General features: G+C 72.4%; 16 protein-coding genes. 12 read left to right on the top strand and 4 right to left on the bottom strand.

The features are described from left to right. The first annotated feature begins 170 nt into the window (after positions 1–170). From ALMP_RS18855 to ALMP_RS18845, 3 genes are all read left to right on the top strand, one after another. The gene (locus tag ALMP_RS18855; RefSeq protein ID WP_264929707.1) at positions 171–416 is read left to right on the top strand and encodes a hypothetical protein; all 246 of its coding nucleotides are present in this window, start codon (positions 171–173) and stop codon (positions 414–416) included. Between the two features lie 60 nt (positions 417–476). Next, entirely contained in the window at positions 477–1,463 is a 987-nt protein-coding gene (gene holA / locus ALMP_RS18850; RefSeq protein ID WP_264929705.1) for a DNA polymerase III subunit delta, read from the top strand. 116 nt (positions 1,464–1,579) lie between these two features. Further along, positions 1,580–1,978 (top strand): nuclear transport factor 2 family protein, encoded by a 399-nt coding sequence (locus ALMP_RS18845; protein WP_264929703.1) that lies wholly within the window; start codon positions 1,580–1,582, stop codon positions 1,976–1,978. 317 nt (positions 1,979–2,295) lie between these two features. On the opposite strand, the gene rpsT is transcribed toward ALMP_RS18845, so the two are convergent. Continuing rightward, entirely contained in the window at positions 2,296–2,562 is a 267-nt protein-coding gene (rpsT, locus tag ALMP_RS18840) for a 30S ribosomal protein S20 (RefSeq protein ID WP_264929700.1), read from the bottom strand. 231 nt (positions 2,563–2,793) lie between these two features. On the opposite strand from rpsT, the gene lepA reads away from it, so the two are divergent. The 4 genes from lepA to hemW all read left to right on the top strand — a co-directional run bounded on the left by lepA (position 2,794) and on the right by hemW (position 10,173). Then, a complete protein-coding gene (lepA, locus tag ALMP_RS18835; RefSeq protein ID WP_264929699.1) occupies positions 2,794–4,662 on the top strand; it encodes a translation elongation factor 4 in 1,869 nt (622 codons plus the stop codon). A gap of 200 nt (positions 4,663–4,862) precedes the next feature. After that, complete coding sequence (locus tag ALMP_RS18830; protein ID WP_264929698.1) at positions 4,863–6,737, top strand: long-chain fatty acid--CoA ligase; 1,875 nt, start codon at positions 4,863–4,865, stop codon at positions 6,735–6,737. Between the two features lie 301 nt (positions 6,738–7,038). Then, positions 7,039–8,910: an ATP-binding SpoIIE family protein phosphatase gene (locus ALMP_RS18825; RefSeq protein ID WP_264929697.1), complete on the top strand. Its 1,872-nt coding sequence runs from the start codon at positions 7,039–7,041 to the stop codon at positions 8,908–8,910. Between the two features lie 30 nt (positions 8,911–8,940). Continuing rightward, entirely contained in the window at positions 8,941–10,173 is a 1,233-nt protein-coding gene (gene hemW, locus ALMP_RS18820) for a radical SAM family heme chaperone HemW (protein WP_264929696.1), read from the top strand. A gap of 67 nt (positions 10,174–10,240) precedes the next feature. On the opposite strand, the gene ALMP_RS18815 is transcribed toward hemW, so the two are convergent. Both ALMP_RS18815 and ALMP_RS18810 read right to left on the bottom strand, forming a co-directional pair. Next, a complete protein-coding gene (locus tag ALMP_RS18815) occupies positions 10,241–11,113 on the bottom strand; it encodes a DUF3097 domain-containing protein (protein WP_264929694.1) in 873 nt (290 codons plus the stop codon). Positions 11,114–11,144: 31 nt separating this feature from the next. Continuing rightward, positions 11,145–11,879 (bottom strand): MBL fold metallo-hydrolase, encoded by a 735-nt coding sequence (locus ALMP_RS18810; protein WP_264929691.1) that lies wholly within the window; start codon positions 11,877–11,879, stop codon positions 11,145–11,147. A 154-nt stretch (positions 11,880–12,033) separates the two neighbouring features. On the opposite strand from ALMP_RS18810, the gene hrcA reads away from it, so the two are divergent. The 4 genes from hrcA to ALMP_RS18790 all read left to right on the top strand — a co-directional run bounded on the left by hrcA (position 12,034) and on the right by ALMP_RS18790 (position 16,084). Then, a complete protein-coding gene (gene hrcA / locus ALMP_RS18805; protein ID WP_264929689.1) occupies positions 12,034–13,050 on the top strand; it encodes a heat-inducible transcriptional repressor HrcA in 1,017 nt (338 codons plus the stop codon). Next, positions 13,051–14,187 carry a molecular chaperone DnaJ gene (dnaJ, locus tag ALMP_RS18800; RefSeq protein WP_264929686.1) on the top strand — a complete coding sequence of 379 codons (1,137 nt, stop codon included), beginning with the start codon at positions 13,051–13,053 and terminating at the stop codon, positions 14,185–14,187. A gap of 77 nt (positions 14,188–14,264) precedes the next feature. Further along, on the top strand, positions 14,265–15,341 hold the full coding sequence (locus ALMP_RS18795; protein ID WP_264929684.1) for a nitronate monooxygenase: 1,077 nt from the start codon (positions 14,265–14,267) through the stop codon (positions 15,339–15,341). Further along, a complete protein-coding gene (locus tag ALMP_RS18790; RefSeq protein WP_264929682.1) occupies positions 15,338–16,084 on the top strand; it encodes a 16S rRNA (uracil(1498)-N(3))-methyltransferase in 747 nt (248 codons plus the stop codon). The genes ALMP_RS18795 and ALMP_RS18790 overlap by 4 nt, the downstream gene beginning before the upstream one ends. A gap of 52 nt (positions 16,085–16,136) precedes the next feature. On the opposite strand, the gene ALMP_RS18785 is transcribed toward ALMP_RS18790, so the two are convergent. Continuing rightward, on the bottom strand, positions 16,137–16,493 hold the full coding sequence (locus ALMP_RS18785; protein WP_264929680.1) for a hypothetical protein: 357 nt from the start codon (positions 16,491–16,493) through the stop codon (positions 16,137–16,139). A gap of 78 nt (positions 16,494–16,571) precedes the next feature. On the opposite strand from ALMP_RS18785, the gene ALMP_RS18780 reads away from it, so the two are divergent. Next, complete coding sequence (locus ALMP_RS18780; protein WP_264929679.1) at positions 16,572–17,108, top strand: hypothetical protein; 537 nt, start codon at positions 16,572–16,574, stop codon at positions 17,106–17,108. Positions 17,109–17,131 lie beyond the last annotated feature (23 nt).

Genomic DNA, 17,131 nt, shown 5'->3' with positions numbered 1-17,131 from the left:
CCTCGTGCCGGTGGGCTGCTGCCCCGTGCCGGTGGGCTGCTCCCTCGTTCCGGAGGGCTGCCCCGTCGTGCCGTAGTGCTCACCCGTGGGGCGGCGTCCTCGGGACCCGTGCTGTTGTCCTCGGGACCCGCGCTGTTCCGACGTGTCGGCGCGTGCCGGAAAATGGCCGGGTGAGTGATGTGAGACATGTGCTGGTGCTGCCCGATCGGGACTCCGCGGACGAAGTGGTGGAGGCGCTCGGGGAGCGGTTCGGGGTGCGTGAGCAGCCGCAGGTCGTCCGGGACGCGCTGGCCGGGGAGGACGACGCGGAGGACGCCCAGTGGCTGGTGGTGCTGCGGGACGAGGAGGGCCGGCTCGACGCGGGGGAGCTGGACGCCTTCGCCGGGGAGTGGGAGGGCTGGCGGGAGGAGCCGTAGGGAGGGGGAGCGGGGGTGGAGGCGGGGCCACTGTCAGTGCCCCGTGCCATGCTTACCCCGATGGCCAGGAAGACCGCGAATGACGACCCTCTCGCCCCGCTGACGCTCGCCGTGGGCCAGGAGGACCTGCTGCTCGACCGTGCCGTGCAGGAGGTGGTGGCCGCCGCCAGGGCCGCCGACGCCGACACGGACGTGCGTGACCTCACCCCGGACCAGTTGCAGCCCGGCACGCTCGCCGAGCTGACCAGCCCCTCGCTCTTCGCGGAGCGCAAGGTCGTGGTCGTGCGCGACGCGCAGGACCTGTCCGCCGACACGGTCAAGGACGTGAAGGCCTACCTCACCGCGCCCGCCGAGGAGATCACCCTCGTGCTGCTGCACGCGGGCGGGGCCAAGGGCAAGGGGCTGCTGGACGCCGCGCGCAAGGCGGGGGCGCGGGAGGTGGCCTGTCCGAAGATGACCAAGCCGGCGGACCGGCTGGCGTTCGTGCGGGGCGAGTTCCGGGCGACCGGGCGGTCGGCCACGCCCGAGGCCTGCCAGGCGCTGGTCGACGCGATCGGGAGCGATCTGCGGGAACTGGCGTCGGCGGTGTCCCAGCTGGTGGCGGACGTGGAGGGGACCGTCGATGAGGCCGTCGTCGGGCGGTACTACACCGGGCGGGCCGAGGCGTCGAGCTTCACCGTCGCCGACCGGGCCGTCGAGGGGCGGGCCGCGGAGGCCCTGGAGGCGCTGCGCTGGTCGCTGGCCACGGGGGTCGCGCCCGTGATGATCACCAGCGCGCTCGCCCAGGGCGTGCGGGCGATCGGGAAGCTGTCCGCCGCGCGCGGGGGCCGGCCGGCCGATCTCGCGCGGGAGCTGGGCATGCCGCCGTGGAAGATCGACCGTGTACGCCAGCAGATGCGCGGTTGGACGCCGGACGGGGTCGCCGTGGCGCTGCGGGCGGTGGCCGAGGCGGACGCGGGTGTGAAGGGCGGCGGGGACGACCCCGAGTACGCGCTGGAGAAGGCCGTGGTGGCGATCGCGCGGGCGGCCCGTTCCAGAGGACGGTGACCGGTCCGGCCCGTCACCGTGGGGTGATCCACTGGCTCCCTCGTCCACAGGGAGGAGAATCAGACGTATCACGACGTATCAGTCGTATCGCCTGATCAGGAAAGGTGGCGAGCGCCATGACCGAGCACCCGCATGCCATGCTCGTCCGCGAGGGCTACGAGGCCTTCCAGCGCGGGGACATGGAGACGCTGCGCGGCATGATGACCGGGGACTGTACACACCACGTGCCCGGTTCCCACCCGCTGTCGGGGGACTACAAGGGGATAGACAACATCCTCGACGGCTACTACGGCCGGCTCTACTCGGAGACGGGCGGATCGTTCCGCGTCGAGTTGCGGAACGTGTTCGTGGACGGCCGCGGGCACGCCGTCTCCGTGCACCGGTTCACCGCGGACCGGGGTGACAAGCACATCGACGAGATGGGCGGCATCGTCTTCCGGATCGTCGGGGACAAGATCACCGATCTCGACGAGTGCGTCGAGGACATCGACAAGGGCAACGACTTCTGGTCGTGACGGCCGACGTGCACCACGCGTGATGTCGCACCGGCATCCGGCATGCACCACGCCTGATGTCGCACCGGCATCCGGCATGCACCAGCCCGTATCGCGCGCCGGCATCCGGCGCGCACCAGCCCGGATTCCGCGTCGGCACGCCGAAGGCCCCGGCTCCCGTCCTGGGGAAGGGCGGGGTGCCGGGGCCTTCGGTTCACGCTCGGTGGAGTCACGCCCGCGTGGCGAACGCAGGCCGCGCGTGACTCCTGGGTGCCGGTCGGGAGCGGATGAGAGAGGGCCCGCTCTGGTCCTCCCGGCGATCAGTCCAGGGGTGGAGTTCAGCCCTTGAGGGACGAGACCTTGGAAGCCAGCGCCGACTTCTTGTTGGCGGCCTGGTTCTTGTGGATGACGCCCTTGGAGACGGCCTTGTCGAGCTGACGCGCGGCAGCGCGCTGGAGCTCGGTGGCCTTCTCGACGTCACCCGCGGCGGCGGCCTCGCGGGCCTTGCGGATCGCGGTCTTCAGGGAGGACTTGACGGCCTTGTTGCGCAGCCGGGCCTTCTCGTTGGTCTTGATCCGCTTGATCTGGGACTTGATGTTCGCCACGAATGAGCCTTTTCAGGTTCAGGCACAGGGCCGCACGGTGCCGCACGGTTCCCGTACCGGGTGATTTCTTGAGATGTGCCTCGCGCTGAGAGGGCATGAGACACAGCCACCCAGGCTACCAGTGGGCCGGAGAACAGCCCAAACCGGTCCCCGGTCGGCGCCCGTGGGACCATGGAACCTACGTATTGATCCGACCCGAGGCATAAGGCGCCTCAAGAGACAGGACCCTGCGTGCCCGCGACCCCTAACAATGTGCCCGAGCCGAGCCGTACCGACCCGGCTCTGATCCGCAATTTCTGCATCATCGCGCACATCGACCACGGCAAGTCCACGCTCGCCGACCGGATGCTCCAGCTGACCGGTGTGGTCGAGCAGCGGCAGATGCGTGCTCAGTACCTCGACCGCATGGACATCGAGCGTGAGCGCGGCATCACGATCAAGTCCCAGGCCGTGCGTCTGCCCTGGGCGCCCACCCAGGACCCGGGCAACACGCACATCCTCAACATGATCGACACCCCGGGGCACGTCGACTTCACCTATGAGGTCTCGCGGTCGCTCGCCGCCTGCGAGGGGACCATCCTCCTCGTCGACGCCGCCCAGGGCATCGAGGCGCAGACCCTCGCCAACCTCTACCTGGCGATGGAGAACGACCTCACCATCATCCCCGTGCTCAACAAGATCGACCTGCCGGCCGCGCAGCCGGAGAAGTTCGCCGAGGAGCTGGCGAACCTCGTGGGGTGCGAGCCGGACGACGTGCTGCGGGTCTCCGCGAAGACCGGCGTCGGCGTCGACGCGTTGCTGGACAAGGTCGTCCGCGAGATCCCGGCCCCCGTCGGCGTCAAGGACGCGCCCGCCCGCGCGATGATCTTCGACTCCGTGTACGACTCGTACCGGGGCGTGGTGACGTACGTCAGGGTCATCGACGGCCAGCTCAACAGGCGTGAGCGGATCCGGATGATGTCGACGGGCGCCACGCACGAGCTGCTGGAGATCGGCACCAACTCGCCCGAGATGCTGCCGGCCGACGGCCTCGGCGTCGGTGAGGTGGGCTATCTGATCACCGGTGTGAAGGACGTCCGCCAGTCCAAGGTCGGTGACACCGTCACCAGCCAGCACAAGGGCGCCACCGAGGCCCTCGGCGGCTACAAGGACCCGAAGCCGATGGTCTTCTCGGGTCTGTATCCGCTGGACGGCTCCGACTACCCCGAGCTGCGCGAGGCCCTGGACAAGCTCCAGCTCAACGACGCCGCGCTGGTCTACGAGCCGGAGACCTCCGCCGCCCTCGGCTTCGGTTTCCGCGTCGGCTTCCTCGGCCTGCTGCACCTGGACGTGATCCGGGAGCGGCTGGAGCGCGAGTTCGGCCTCGACCTGATCGCCACCGCGCCCAACGTGGTCTACCGGGTGATCATGGAGGACGGCACCGAGGCCGTCGTCACCAACCCGAGTGAATTCCCCGAGGGCAAGATCGCCGAGGTGTACGAGCCGGTTGTGCGGGCGACGATCCTCGCGCCCACCGAGTTCATCGGCGCGATCATGGAGCTGTGCCAGACCCGGCGCGGCGCCCTCCTCGGCATGGACTACCTCTCCGAGGACCGCGTCGAGATCCGCTACACCCTCCCGCTCGCGGAGATCGTCTTCGACTTCTTCGACCAGCTGAAGTCGAAGACGCGCGGCTACGCGTCGCTGGACTACGAGCCCACCGGCGAGCAGTCCTCCAGCCTCGTCAAGGTCGACATCCTGCTGCACGGCGACAAGGTCGACGCCTTCTCGGCGATCACCCACAAGGACCAGGCGTACGCGTACGGCGTACGGCTCGTCGCCAAGCTGAAGGAGCTGATCCCGAGGCAGAACTTCGAGGTGCCGGTCCAGGCCGCCATCGGCTCGCGGGTCATCGCCCGCGAGACCATCCGCGCCATCCGCAAGGACGTCCTCGCCAAGTGCTACGGCGGCGACATCTCCCGTAAGCGCAAGCTGCTGGAGAAGCAGAAGGAAGGCAAGAAGCGGATGAAGATGGTGGGTTCGGTGGAGGTTCCGCAGGAGGCCTTCATCGCCGTGCTGAGCAGCGATGACGGCGGCGGTGCCGCCAAGGGCAAGAAATAGCCATCCGGACGCCGATCTTCAGGGCCCGTCGCGCTGTCGCGCGGCGGGCCCTGTGCCTGCCATCCGGAGGAAGTGAGGGCCCGCCGCCCCTTACGCGCTGGCCAGTCGCGCTCTAGTCTGATCTCTGCTCGATAGTTACTCGCGAGTTAAACAACAGTCGTATTGAGCCAGCCGCGCCGTCGCGGGCCCCGGAGGATGTCGTGAGCGACACACAGACACAGATCGAGAACCGTCCGCCGTCCGTCGCGGGGCTCTTCCTGGAGCGCGTGGCGGCCACGCCGGACGGGGAGGCATACCGCTATCCGGTGCCGGCGGCGTCCGGGCAGGGGCCGGACGACTGGAAGTCGCTGAGCTGGGCGCAGGCCGCCGAACGGGTCTACGCCGTCGCCGCCGGTCTGATCGAGCTGGGCGTGCGGCCCGAGCAGCGGGTGGCGCTCGCGTCGTCCACCCGGATCGAGTGGATCCTCGCCGACCTCGGCATCATGTGCGCCGGGGCGGCCACGACGACGGTCTATCCGCAGACCAACGCCGAGGAGTCGGCGTTCATCCTCTCCGACTCCGACAGCCGGGTGCTGATCGCCGAGGACGCGGCCCAGCTCGCCAAGGCGGTCGAGAAGCGCGCCGAGCTGCCCGACCTCACCCATGTGGTGGTGATCGACCCGGCCGGTGTGGAGACCTCCGACTGGGTCCTCACCCTCGACGAGCTGGAGAAGCGCGGAGCCGCCCGCCTGGAGAAGGACCCCGACCTGGTCAAGGAGCGGGTCGGCGCGATCACCCGGGACCAGCTCGCCACCCTCATCTACACCTCGGGCACCACCGGCCGCCCCAAGGGCGTGCGCCTGCCGCACGACAACTGGGCGTACATGGCGAAGGCGATCGCCGCGACCGGCCTGATCGGCGCCGAGGACGTGCAGTACCTGTGGCTGCCGCTCGCGCACGTCTTCGGCAAGGTGCTGACCTCCGGGCAGATCGAGGTCGGGCACGTCACCGCCGTCGACGGCCGCGTCGACAAGATCATCGAGAATCTGCCGGTCGTCCAGCCGACGTACATGGCGGCCGTGCCGCGCATCTTCGAGAAGGTCTACAACGGCATCGCCAACAAGGCGCGTGCGGGCGGCCCCGCCAAGTACAAGATCTTCCGCTGGGCCGCCGAGGTCGCCCGCGAGTACGCCAAGGCCAGCCAGGACAACTTCCGCCGCACCGGCACCGCGAGCGTCCCCTTCGGACTGTCCGCCAAGCACAAGGTCGCCGACGCGCTGGTGTACGCCAAGATCCGTGAGGCGTTCGGCGGCCGGCTGCGCGCCTGTGTCTCCGGTTCCGTGGCGCTCGCCCCCGAGATCGGTTTCTTCTTCTCCGGCGCCGGCATCCACATCCTGGAGGGCTACGGCCTCACGGAGTCCTCCGCGGCCTCCTTCGTCAACCCCGGCGAGGCCTACCGCACCGGCACGGTCGGCAAGCCGCTGCCCGGCACCGAGGTCCGTATCGCCGAGGACGGCGAGATCCTGCTGCGCGGCCCCGGCATCATGGAGGGCTACCACGGACTGCCGGAGAAGACCGCCGAGGTCCTGGAGCCGGACGGCTGGTTCCACACCGGCGACATCGGCGAGCTGTCGCCCGACGGCTATCTGCGCATCACCGACCGCAAGAAGGACCTCTTCAAGACCTCCGGCGGCAAGTACATCGCGCCGACCGAGATCGAGGGCCAGTTCAAGTCGGTGTGCCCCTACGTCTCCAACATCCTCGTGCACGGCGCCGACCGGAACTTCTGCACGGCCCTCATCGCCCTGGACGAGGCGTCCATCCTGGCCTGGGCGGAGGAGAACGGGCTGGGCGGCAAGCCGTACGCGGACGTCGTCGCCGCGCCCGCGACCGTGTCCCTCATCGAGGGGTACGTCGAGGAGCTCAACGCCGGACTCCAGCGGTGGCAGACGATCAAGAAGTTCCGGCTGCTGCCCCGGGATCTCGACGTGGAGCACGGGGAGATCACGCCGAGTCTGAAGCTGAAGCGGCCGGTCGTGGAGCGGGAGTACCAGCACCTGATCGACGAGATGTACGCGGGGACGCGGGAGGCGTAGGTCTGTACGCGGGGACGCGGGAGGCGTAGGTCCGTACAAGGGGGCGCGTGCGCGGTCAGTTGGCCGGTTCGCGCCCCCGCGCCAGTGCCGCGACCCCGGTGCCACAACCCGCGCCCCCGGCAGGTTTGGTCAACCCCGGTCAGAAGTGGAGGGGCTCCGCTCTCGATCCGAGCACATCCGGCACTCCCCCCTCACCCATGACGCCCCACTTCCGTCACCCCCCGCTGCGGGGCGTGGCCGGTCTGTCACCCTGGCGGCATTGTCCGAGGCGTAACCGCCCGAGCTGCCCGGGGAGCTGTGCATGGGGGCCATTCCGACGCAACGGGAGATCGTGTCCCGGGCCGGTGGCGCGCCCGCGCACGCGGACGGGCAGCCGCACGTGCGGGCGACCCTGGCCGGCGGCCCCCTCGCCCCCGGTGCCGCCCGTGACCTCGTCCGCGCCGCGCTGACGCGGTGGGCGGAGCTCGGCCCGCCCGGCGGCGACGAGCTCGCCGGCCGGCTCGCCGAGGACGCGACCCTCGTGGTCAGCGAGCTGGTCACCAACGCCGTCGTGCACGCGGGCACCGACATCGAGCTGCTGTGCCGGCTGGAGGAGGAGCCCGACGGCTGCGCGGTCGTCGTGGAGGTGTCCGACCACCACCCCTCCCGCGCTCCCCGGGACGGCACGCCCGAGCCGTCGTACGAGACGCCGGAGTACGGCCGGGGCCTGCGGCTGGTCGCGACGCTCGCCGACGCCTGGGGAGTGACGTACCGCAGGGGCGCGAAGACCGTGTGGGCGCGGCTGCCGCCCCACGGCACCGGCGACGACGAGCCCGGGCCGCCCTGCGCCACCGGCGGCCTCCCGGAGGTCCTCGCCCCCGATCCGCAGCCCGCCGTCCGCGAGGGGGACTGGCTCGGCCGCGGCGCGCTGTCCTTCCTCGCCGAGGCCTCCGACCTGCTCGCCGGGCAGCTCGACGAGGAGCTGGTCGCGGCGCTCACCGGCCAGTTGATCGTGCCGCGCCTGGCCGACTGGTGCGCGGTGTGGCTGGAGGACGAGCTGAGCGGGCGGGGCGACGGGGCGGGCGGGTTACGGACCGGGCCGGGGCCGGCCCGCGTCTGGCACGGCAGCGAGCACCGCGTCGAGGAACTGCGCCGGGCCCTGGAGAAGGAGCCGCCCCGCCCCGCCGACGCGCTGTGCTCCGGCCCGGCCGCCTACCCGTGGCCCGCCGCCGCGCTGGGCCCGCACGGCGCCGCCCTCGCCTACCGGCTGATCGCGGGCGGCCGCCCGCTCGGCACCCTGGTGATCGGGCGGGCCGGGCTGCTGCGCTTCCCCGACGAGGTCACCGGGCTCGTCGAGGACCTCGGCCGCCGGGTGGCCCTCGCCATCGGCGCGGCCCGCCAGTACGCCCGCCAGGCCACCATCAGCGCCGTCCTCCAGCGGGGGCTGCTGCCCGGCGCGGTCGCCGAGATCCCCGGCCTGCGCAGCGCCCTCGTGCACGAGCCGCGCGAGCAGGGCGGGCCGAGCGGCGACTTCTACGACCTGTTCCCGGCGGGCGACGGCCGCTGGTGCTTCGCGGTGGGCGACGTCCAGGGCAAGGGCCCCGAGGCGGCTGTCGTCATCGGTCTGGCCCGGCCCTGGCTGCGGCTGCTGGCCCGCGAGGGCTACGGCGTCGCCGACGTCCTCGACCGCCTCAACCAGCTCCTCCTCGACGACGCCACCGAGGCCGCCGACGCCGCCGCCCGCGCCTTCGTCGGGCCCGCCGACCCCGGCGACGGCCCCCAGACCCGCTTCCTGTCCCTCCTCTACGGCGAGCTGGTGCCCTACGACGGCGGTGTCCGCTGCACCCTCGCCTCCGCCGGCCACCCCCTGCCGCTGCTGCTCCGCCCCGACGGCACGGTCGGCACGGCCGCCCATCCGCAGACCCTGCTGGGGGTCGTCGAGGACGCCACCTACGTCAGCGAGACCCTGGAACTGTGCCCGGGCGACAGCCTGCTGTGCGTCACCGACGGCGTCACGGAGCGCCGCTCGGGCTCCCGCCAGTTCGACGACGGCGACGGTCTCGCGATCGCGCTCGCGGGCTGCGCGGGCCTCGACGCGGACCTGATCGCCGAGCGCATCCGGCGGCTGGTGCACGAGTTCGGCGGCGAGCCGCCGGAGGACGACCTGGCGCTGCTGGTGCTCCAGGCGGAGTAGTACATCCGCGGGTGCTGGACAATGGAAGGCATGCCTTCCGCACTTCCCGACGGCGAGCCGGTCCCCGACGACGGCGCGCTCCCGGCGCACGCCCTCACCGGGGCCGCCGACCGCCCGCTCGGGTTCTACCTGCACGTCCCCTACTGCGCGACCCGCTGCGGCTACTGCGACTTCAACACCTACACCGCCACCGAACTGCGCGGCACCGGCGGTGTCCTCGCCTCCCGCGACAACTACGCCGACACCCTGATCGACGAGATCCGCCTCGCCCGCAAGGTCCTCGGCGACGACCCGCGCGAGGTCCGCACGGTGTTCGTCGGAGGCGGTACACCGACCCTGCTGGCCGCCGGTGACCTGGTGCGGATGCTGGGCGCGATCCGCGACGAGTTCGGGCTGGCGGCGGACGCGGAGGTCACGACGGAGGCGAACCCCGAGTCGGTCGACCCGGCCTACCTCGACACCCTCCGCCGGGGCGGCTTCAACCGGATCTCCTTCGGCATGCAGAGCGCCAGACAGCACGTGCTGAAGATCCTGGACCGCACCCACACCCCCGGCCGCCCCGAGGCCTGCGTGGCGGAGGCCCGCGCGGCGGGCTTCGAGCACGTGAACCTGGACCTGATCTACGGCACACCGGGCGAGTCGGACGACGACTGGCGGGCGTCGCTGGAGGCGGCGCTGGGCGCCGGGCCGGATCACGTCAGCGCCTACGCCCTGATCGTGGAGGAGGGCACCCAGCTGGCCCGCCGTATCCGCCGGGGCGAGGTCCCGATGACGGACGACGACGTGCACGCGGACCGGTACCTGATCGCGGAGGAGACGCTGTCAGCAGCGGGCTACGACTGGTACGAGGTCTCCAACTGGGCCACCTCCGAGGCCGGACGCTGCCTGCACAACGAGCTGTACTGGCGGGGCGCCGACTGGTGGGGCGCGGGGCCCGGCGCCCACAGCCACGTCGGCGGGGTGCGCTGGTGGAACGTGAAGCATCCGGGCGCGTACGCGGCGGCGCTCGCGCAGGGGCGGTCGCCGGGGGCGGGGCGGGAGCTTCTGTCGGAGGAGGACCGGCGGGTCGAGCGGATTCTGCTGGAGCTGCGGTTGAGGGAAGGCGCACCGCTGGATCTCCTCCGCGAAGAGGGCCTTGAGGCGTCCCGCCGCGCCCTGACGGACGGACTCCTGCAGCAAGGACCGTACGCCGAGGGGCGCGCGGTGCTGACGCTGCGGGGGCGGTTGCTGGCGGACGCGGTGGTCAGGGATCTGGTGGACTGATCACTCCGGCGGGTGCCGATACCGGAGGCCGGTCCGCATGGTTCCTGCTGCGGCACCCTCGGCAGCGTCAGGCCCCACCGTCACCCGTGACGAAGTCGATCAGCTCCTCGACCCTGCCCAACAGCGCCGGCTCCAGGTCCTTGTACGACCCGACCCGCTTCAGGATCGCCTGCCACACCGCGCCCGTGTTCTCCGACGGCCACCCCAGCGCCCGGCACACCCCCGTCTTCCAGTCCTGCCCGTGCGGGACGCGCGGCCACGCCTCGATGCCCAGGGACGACGGCTTCACCGCCTCCCAGATGTCGATGTACGGGTGGCCCACGACCAGGGCGTGTTCGCTGGTCACCTCCTGCGCGATGCGCCACTCCTTGGAACCCGGCACCAGGTGGTCCACCAGGACGCCCAGCCGGGCGTCGGGGCCGGGGGCGAAGTCGGCGACGACGGACGGCAGGTCGTCCACGCCCTCCAGGTACTCCACGACCACGCCCTCGATGCGCAGGTCGTCGCCCCACACCTTCTCCACCAGCTCGGCGTCGTGCCGGCCCTCGACATAGATGCGCCCGGCGCGGGCCACACGCGCGCGTGCGCCGGGGACGGCGACCGAACCGGACGCCGTACGCGTGGGTCGTACCGGGCCGCCCGACGAGGGCCGTACGAGCGTCACCGCGCGGCCCTCCAGCAGGAAGCCGCGGGGCTCCAGCGGGAACACCCGGTGCTTGCCGAAGCGGTCCTCCAGGGTCACCGTGCCCGCCTCGCAGCGGATCACCGCGCCGCAGAAGCCGGTGCCGGGCTCCTCCACCACCAGGCCGGGCTCCGCCGGGACCTCGGGGACGGGCCGCTGCTTCTTCCAGGGAGGGGTCAGATCGGCGGAGTACGTACGAGGGCGCGGGCCCGCAGGGCCCTCGTCGGAAGGGCGGGGGCGGGAGACGGGTGGGCGCATTCGGATGACGATAGGAGAAGCCGGGACCCGATCAGGGCGACACGCCGAAACGCGCCGCCAGCGCGTCGCGCTGCGCGCGGACGAAGGCCGCGTCCACCACCGCCCCGTGGCCCGGCACGTACAGCGCGTCCGGCCCGCCGAGGTCGAGGAGCCGGTCCAGGGCGGCCGGCCAGTGGGACGGGACGGCGTCGGGCCCGGCCTGCGGCTGCCCCGACTCCTCCACCAGGTCACCGCAGAAGACGACCTCCGGGGAACCGGGGACCAGGACCGCCAGGTCGTGGGCCGTGTGGCCGGGGCCCACGTTCGCCAGCAGCACCTGCCGGCCGCCGCCCAGGTCGAGCGTCCACTCGCCGGAGACCGGGTGGCGGGGCCGGACGAGGGTGTCCGCCGCCTCCGCCGCCGTGGTCCCGTCCAGACCGTTGCGCACCGCGTCCGCGCGCAGCTCCTCGGCCCCGAGGCCGCCCCGCGTCAGCACCGACTCCGCGCCCACCGCCGCGAACACCTCCGCGTCCGCGAACGCCGCCGCACCGAAGACATGATCGAAATGGGGGTGGGTCAGCGCGAGATGAGTCACACGGTGACCGGCCAGCCGCTCGGCCCACGCCCGCAGCGTCGCCCCCTCCGCGAGACTCGACCCGGCGTCCACCACAAGGGCCGCTTCCGCCCCGACGACCAGCCCGGCGGTGCAGTCCCAGACCGGCAGCCGGCACCGTCCGACGCCCGCAGCGACCCGCTCCCACCCCAGCTCTTCCCAAGTCACCGTCATACCGCGACGCTAGCTCTTGTGACCCCGCCCCCGGGGCCGACCTTGCCCCGGGTGTACCCCACCGCCGTACACTGGCCCGGGGAACGCTGGCACTCGGAAGTGACGAGTGCCAGGCGAGGCGCCAAGGGGACGACTTCTGGAGGTGTGTGCGCCCATGCTGAGTGAACGACGGCTCCAGGTACTGCGCGCCATCGTCCAGGACTACGTCGGCACCGAGGAGCCGGTGGGCTCCAAGGCGCTCACCGAACGGCACAACCTCGGCGTCTCCCCGGCGACGGTCCGCAACGACATGGCCGCCCTGGAGGACGAGGGATACATCGCCCAGCCGCACACCAGCGCCGGGCGCATCCCCACCGACAAGGGCTACCGGCTGTTCGTCGACAAGCTGGCCGGCGTCAAGCCGATGACGGCCCCCGAGCGGCGGGCCATCCAGAACTTCCTCGACGGCGCCGTCGACCTCGACGACGTCGTGGCCCGGACGGTACGGCTGCTCGCGCAGCTCACACGGCAGGTCGCCGTCGTGCAGTACCCGTCCCTGACCCGGTCCACCGTGCGGCACGTGGAACTGCTGTCGCTCGCGCCCGCCCGGCTGATGCTCGTGCTGATCACGGACACCGGCCGGGTCGAGCAGCGGATGGTGGACTGCCCCGCGCCGTTCGGCGAGGCCTCGCTGGCGGACCTGCGCGCCCGGCTGAACAGCCGGATCGCGGGCCGCCGGTTCACCGACGTGCCGCGTCTGGTGGAGGATCTGCCGGACGCCTTCGAGGTCGAGGACCGCGGCACGGTCTCGACGGTGCTCTCCACCCTGCTGGAGACCCTCGTCGAGGAGAACGAGGAGCGGCTGATGATCGGCGGCACCGCCAATCTCACCCGCTTCGGACATGACTTCCCTCTCACCATCCGGCCCGTCCTGGAGGCACTGGAGGAGCAGGTCGTGCTCCTCAAGCTCCTGGGCGAGGCGGGGGATTCGGGCATGACCGTGCGCATCGGCCACGAGAACGCCTACGAGGGACTCAACTCCACCTCGGTGGTGTCGGTCGGCTACGGTTCGGGCGGCGAGGCAGTCGCCAAACTCGGCGTGGTCGGACCGACCCGCATGGATTACCCGGGAACGATGGGAGCGGTACGCGCAGTGGCACGGTACGTCGGACAGATCCTGGCGGAGTCGTAAGTGGCCACGGACTACTACGCCGTTCTCGGCGTGCGCCGCGACGCGTCGCAGGAAGAGATCAAGAAGGCCTTCCGGCGGCTCGCCCGCGAGCTGCACCCGGACGTCAACCCCGATCCGAAGACCCAGGAGCGGTTCAAGGAGATCAACGCCGCTTACGAGGTGCTGTCGGACCCGCAGAAGAAGCAGGTCTACGACCTCGGCGGCGACCCGCTCTCGCAGTCCGGCGGCGCCGGCGCGGGCGGTTTCGGGGCCGGCGGCTTCGGCAACTTCTCCGACATCATGGACGCCTTCTTCGGCACGGCGTCCCAGCGCGGGCCGCGCTCGCGCACCCGTCGGGGCCAGGACGCGATGATCCGGCTGGAGGTCGACCTCGAGGAGGCGGCGTTCGGCACGACCAAGGACATCCAGGTCGACACCGCGGTCGTCTGCTCCACCTGCAACGGCGAGGGCGCCGCGCCGGGGACCAGCGCGCAGACGTGTGACATGTGCCGCGGCCGCGGCGAGGTGTCGCAGGTGACCCGGTCCTTCCTCGGTCAGGTCATGACCTCCCGGCCCTGCCCCCAGTGCCAGGGCTTCGGCACGATCGTGCCGACCCCGTGCCCGGAGTGCGCGGGCGACGGCCGTATCCGCTCCCGGCGGACGCTGACGGTCAAGATCCCGGCCGGTGTCGACAACGGCACCCGCATCCAGCTCGCCGGCGAGGGCGAGGTCGGCCCCGGTGGTGGTCCCGCCGGTGACCTGTACGTCGAGATCCACGAGCTGCCGCACCCGATGTTCCAGCGGCGCGGCGACGACCTGCACTGCACGGTCACCATCCCGATGACCGCGGCGGCCCTCGGCACAAAGGTGCCGCTGGAGACGCTGGACGGCCTGGAGGAGGTCGACATCCGGCCCGGCACCCAGTCCGGCCAGTCGATCCCGCTGCACGGGCGCGGTGTCACGCACCTGCGGGGCGGCGGACGCGGCGACCTCATCGTGCACGTCGAGGTCCAGACGCCGACGAAGCTCGACCCCGAGCAGGAGCGGCTGCTGCGGGAACTGGCGAAGCTGCGGGGCGAGGAGCGGCCACAGGGCCAGTTCCAGCCGGGGCAGCAGGGGTTGTTCTCGCGGTTGAAGGACGCGTTCAACGGGCGGTGACGGGTCGGCGTCATCCGGCACATGCCAAGGGGACAGCCCGATTCGGACTTGTTCGGAGGACGTGACAACATGCCGTCATGTCCTCCGCGCTGACCGATCTCTTCCCCCATCCGATCGTGCAGGCCCCCATGGCGGGCGGCGTCTCCGTGCCGGAGCTCGCCGCCGCCGTGTCCGAGGCCGGCGGGCTCGGGTTCCTTGCCGCCGGCTACAAGACCGCCGACGGCATGTACCAGGAGATCAAGCAGCTGCGGGGGCTCACCACCCGCCCCTTCGGCGTGAACCTCTTCATGCCGCAGCCGGAGTCGGCCGAGACCGGCGCCGTCGAGGTGTACGCCCACCAGCTGGCCGGTGAGGCCGCCTGGTACGAGACGGAGTTGGGCGACCCGGACAGCGGCCGGGACGACGGCTACGACGCCAAGCTCGCGGTGCTGCTGGACAACCCGGTGCCGGTGGTGTCGTTCCACTTCGGCGTGCCCACCGCCCAGGCCCTGGAGTCGCTGCGCCGCGCCGGAACGTTCACGCTGGTCACCGCGACCACCGTCGACGAGGCCGTCGCCGTGGAGCGGGCCGGCGCGGACGCGGTGATCGTGCAGGGCGTGGAGGCCGGCGGCCACCAGGGCACCCACCGTGACATCCAGGAGAACGACGGCTCGGGCATCGGCCTGCTGTCGCTGGTCGCGCAGGTCCGCGAGGCGGTGAGCCTGCCGCTGGTGGCCGCCGGCGGCATCATGCGCGGCAGCCAGATCGCCGCGGTCCTCGCGGCGGGCGCCGACGCGGCCCAGCTGGGCACGGCCTTCCTGGCGACGCCGGAGTCCGGTGCGGCGGCCGTGCACAAGCAGGCGCTGACCGACCCGCTCTTCGTGCGCACCGAGCTGACCCGGGCCTTCTCCGGCCGCCCGGCCCGCGGCCTGGTCAACCGTTTCCTGCGGGAGCACGGCCCGTACGCGCCGGCCGCCTACCCGGAGGTCCACCACCTCACCTCGCCGCTGCGCAAGGCGGCCGCGAAGGCGGGCGACGCGCAGGGCATGGCGCTGTGGGCGGGGCAGGGGCACCGGATGGCCCGGGACCTGCCCGCCGGGCAGCTGGTGGAGGTCCTGCTGGCCGAACTCGACGCGGCGCGCACCGCGCCGGGGGAACGGGGTGAGGGCCGATGACGGCTCCGGTGTTCGTCGTCGGGGAACTCCCGGCCGGCCGCTCGGAGTTCGTGCTGGACGGTCCCGAAGGGCGGCACGCGGTCTCCGTGAAGCGGCTGCGGCCCGGTGAGGCGGTCGTCCTCACCGACGGGGCCGGCCGCTGGGCGCAGGGCGAGGTGGTCGCCGCCGAGGGCAAGGACCGGCTGGTCGTCGCCCTGAAGGACGTCGTGGAGGAGCCCGCCGAGTCGCCCCGGATCACCGTCGTGCAGGCGCTGCCCAAGGGCGACCGGGGTGAGCTGGCCGTGGAGACGATGACCGAGACCGGCGTCGACGCGATCGTGCCGTGGGCCGCCTCCCGCTGCGTCACGCAGTGGAAGGGCGAGCGCGGGCTGAAGGCGCTCGCCAAGTGGCGGGCCACCGCCCGCGAGGCCGGCAAGCAGTCCCGCCGGGTCCGCTTCCCGGAGGTCGCCGACGCGGCCACCACACGGCAGGTCGCGGAGCTTCTCGCGCGGGCCGACTTCGCCGCCGTGCTCCACGAGGACCGCGACTACGGCAGTGAGCCCCTGGCCACCGCCCCGCTGCCCGCCGAGGGCGACATCGTGCTCGTCGTCGGGCCCGAGGGCGGCGTGTCCCCCGAGGAACTGGCGCTCTTCGAGGAGGCGGGCGCGAAGGCCTACCGCCTCGGGCGCAGTGTCCTGCGCACCTCCACCGCCGGGACGGCGGCCGCCGCCCTGATCCTGGGCAGGACCGGCCGCTGGTCCTGACGCCCCGGGCTGCCCGAGGGCGCCGTGGGACGCGGCCGGCCGCGGCCGCCGGTCACCGACTTCGCCGCCTGCTGACGGCGGCGGCGGGGAGCAGTTCCCAGCCGTCCAGCTCGCCGCCGGGCGGGAGCGGACCGCGCCGCAGGGCCTCGTCGACGAGGGCGCGGACCGTGCCGGGCTCGTGCAGGTTCAGATAGTGGTCGCCGCTGACGACGCCGCCGGTGTGGAGGGTGCCGCCCGCGAGGGCCCGTCCCGGGCCGTCCCGGAACACGATCCGGGTGCGCACGTCGTCCCGTCGCAGGGTGAGGACCTCCCGGCAGTCCGTTCCGTCCGTGTGGTGGTGACGGACCGTCCACCAGTAGGTGGTGGTCGCGTCGACGGTGAGCTTCCTCGGGCGGCGGCGGTTGCGCATGGGTTCACGGTAGAGGGCGGCGGCGGATGGCGGTATGTGCCCTACCGCGGCCGCCCGGGCGGTGGCACGCTGCCGTGCATGGCGGCGTTGAGACGCATTCGGGTCGGGGCGCTCGCGGCGGGGCTCGTCGCCCTGGCCGTCGGCGGGGTCGTGGCGTGCGAGCCGGGCGGGGTGAGTGCCGCCGCCGTCGCGTACACCACCGACGAGACGGCGACGGCGGAGATCGAACGCCGAGACGTGGACGTGCAGTGGCTGACCTGCACGGCCGACTACGGCGACGACGGTTCCTCGGCCGAGGAGCAGACCGTGGCCTCCGTCGACTGCGAGGGCGAGACCGGTGACGGACGGGACATCACCGTCGCCGGCCAGGTCACGCGCGCGGTCGACGGCTCCTGTGTGCGCGGCGACCTCAGGGCGGACGTGGGGAAGAAGCAGCTGTTCCGGGTCAGCGGCCTCGGCGACTGCGCGTCCGCGACGCCCTCGCCCGTCCAGCCGCCCGGATCGGGGCGGCCGGCCGAGCCGGGGCGGCCCACGGTCACCGTGACGGTGACGGTGACCGAGACCGTCCGGTGCGCGAGCCACGACTCGGACTGCGGGTCCGCCGACGGCAAGTGAGCACCGCACCACCGGGACCGCGG

It is taken from the genome of Streptomyces sp. A012304 (assembly GCF_026008495.1).
In the GTDB taxonomy this organism is placed as follows: domain Bacteria; phylum Actinomycetota; class Actinomycetes; order Streptomycetales; family Streptomycetaceae; genus Streptomyces.
Note: the sequence above shows the minus strand (reverse complement) of the source record. Positions and strands in the feature narration are given on the sequence as shown.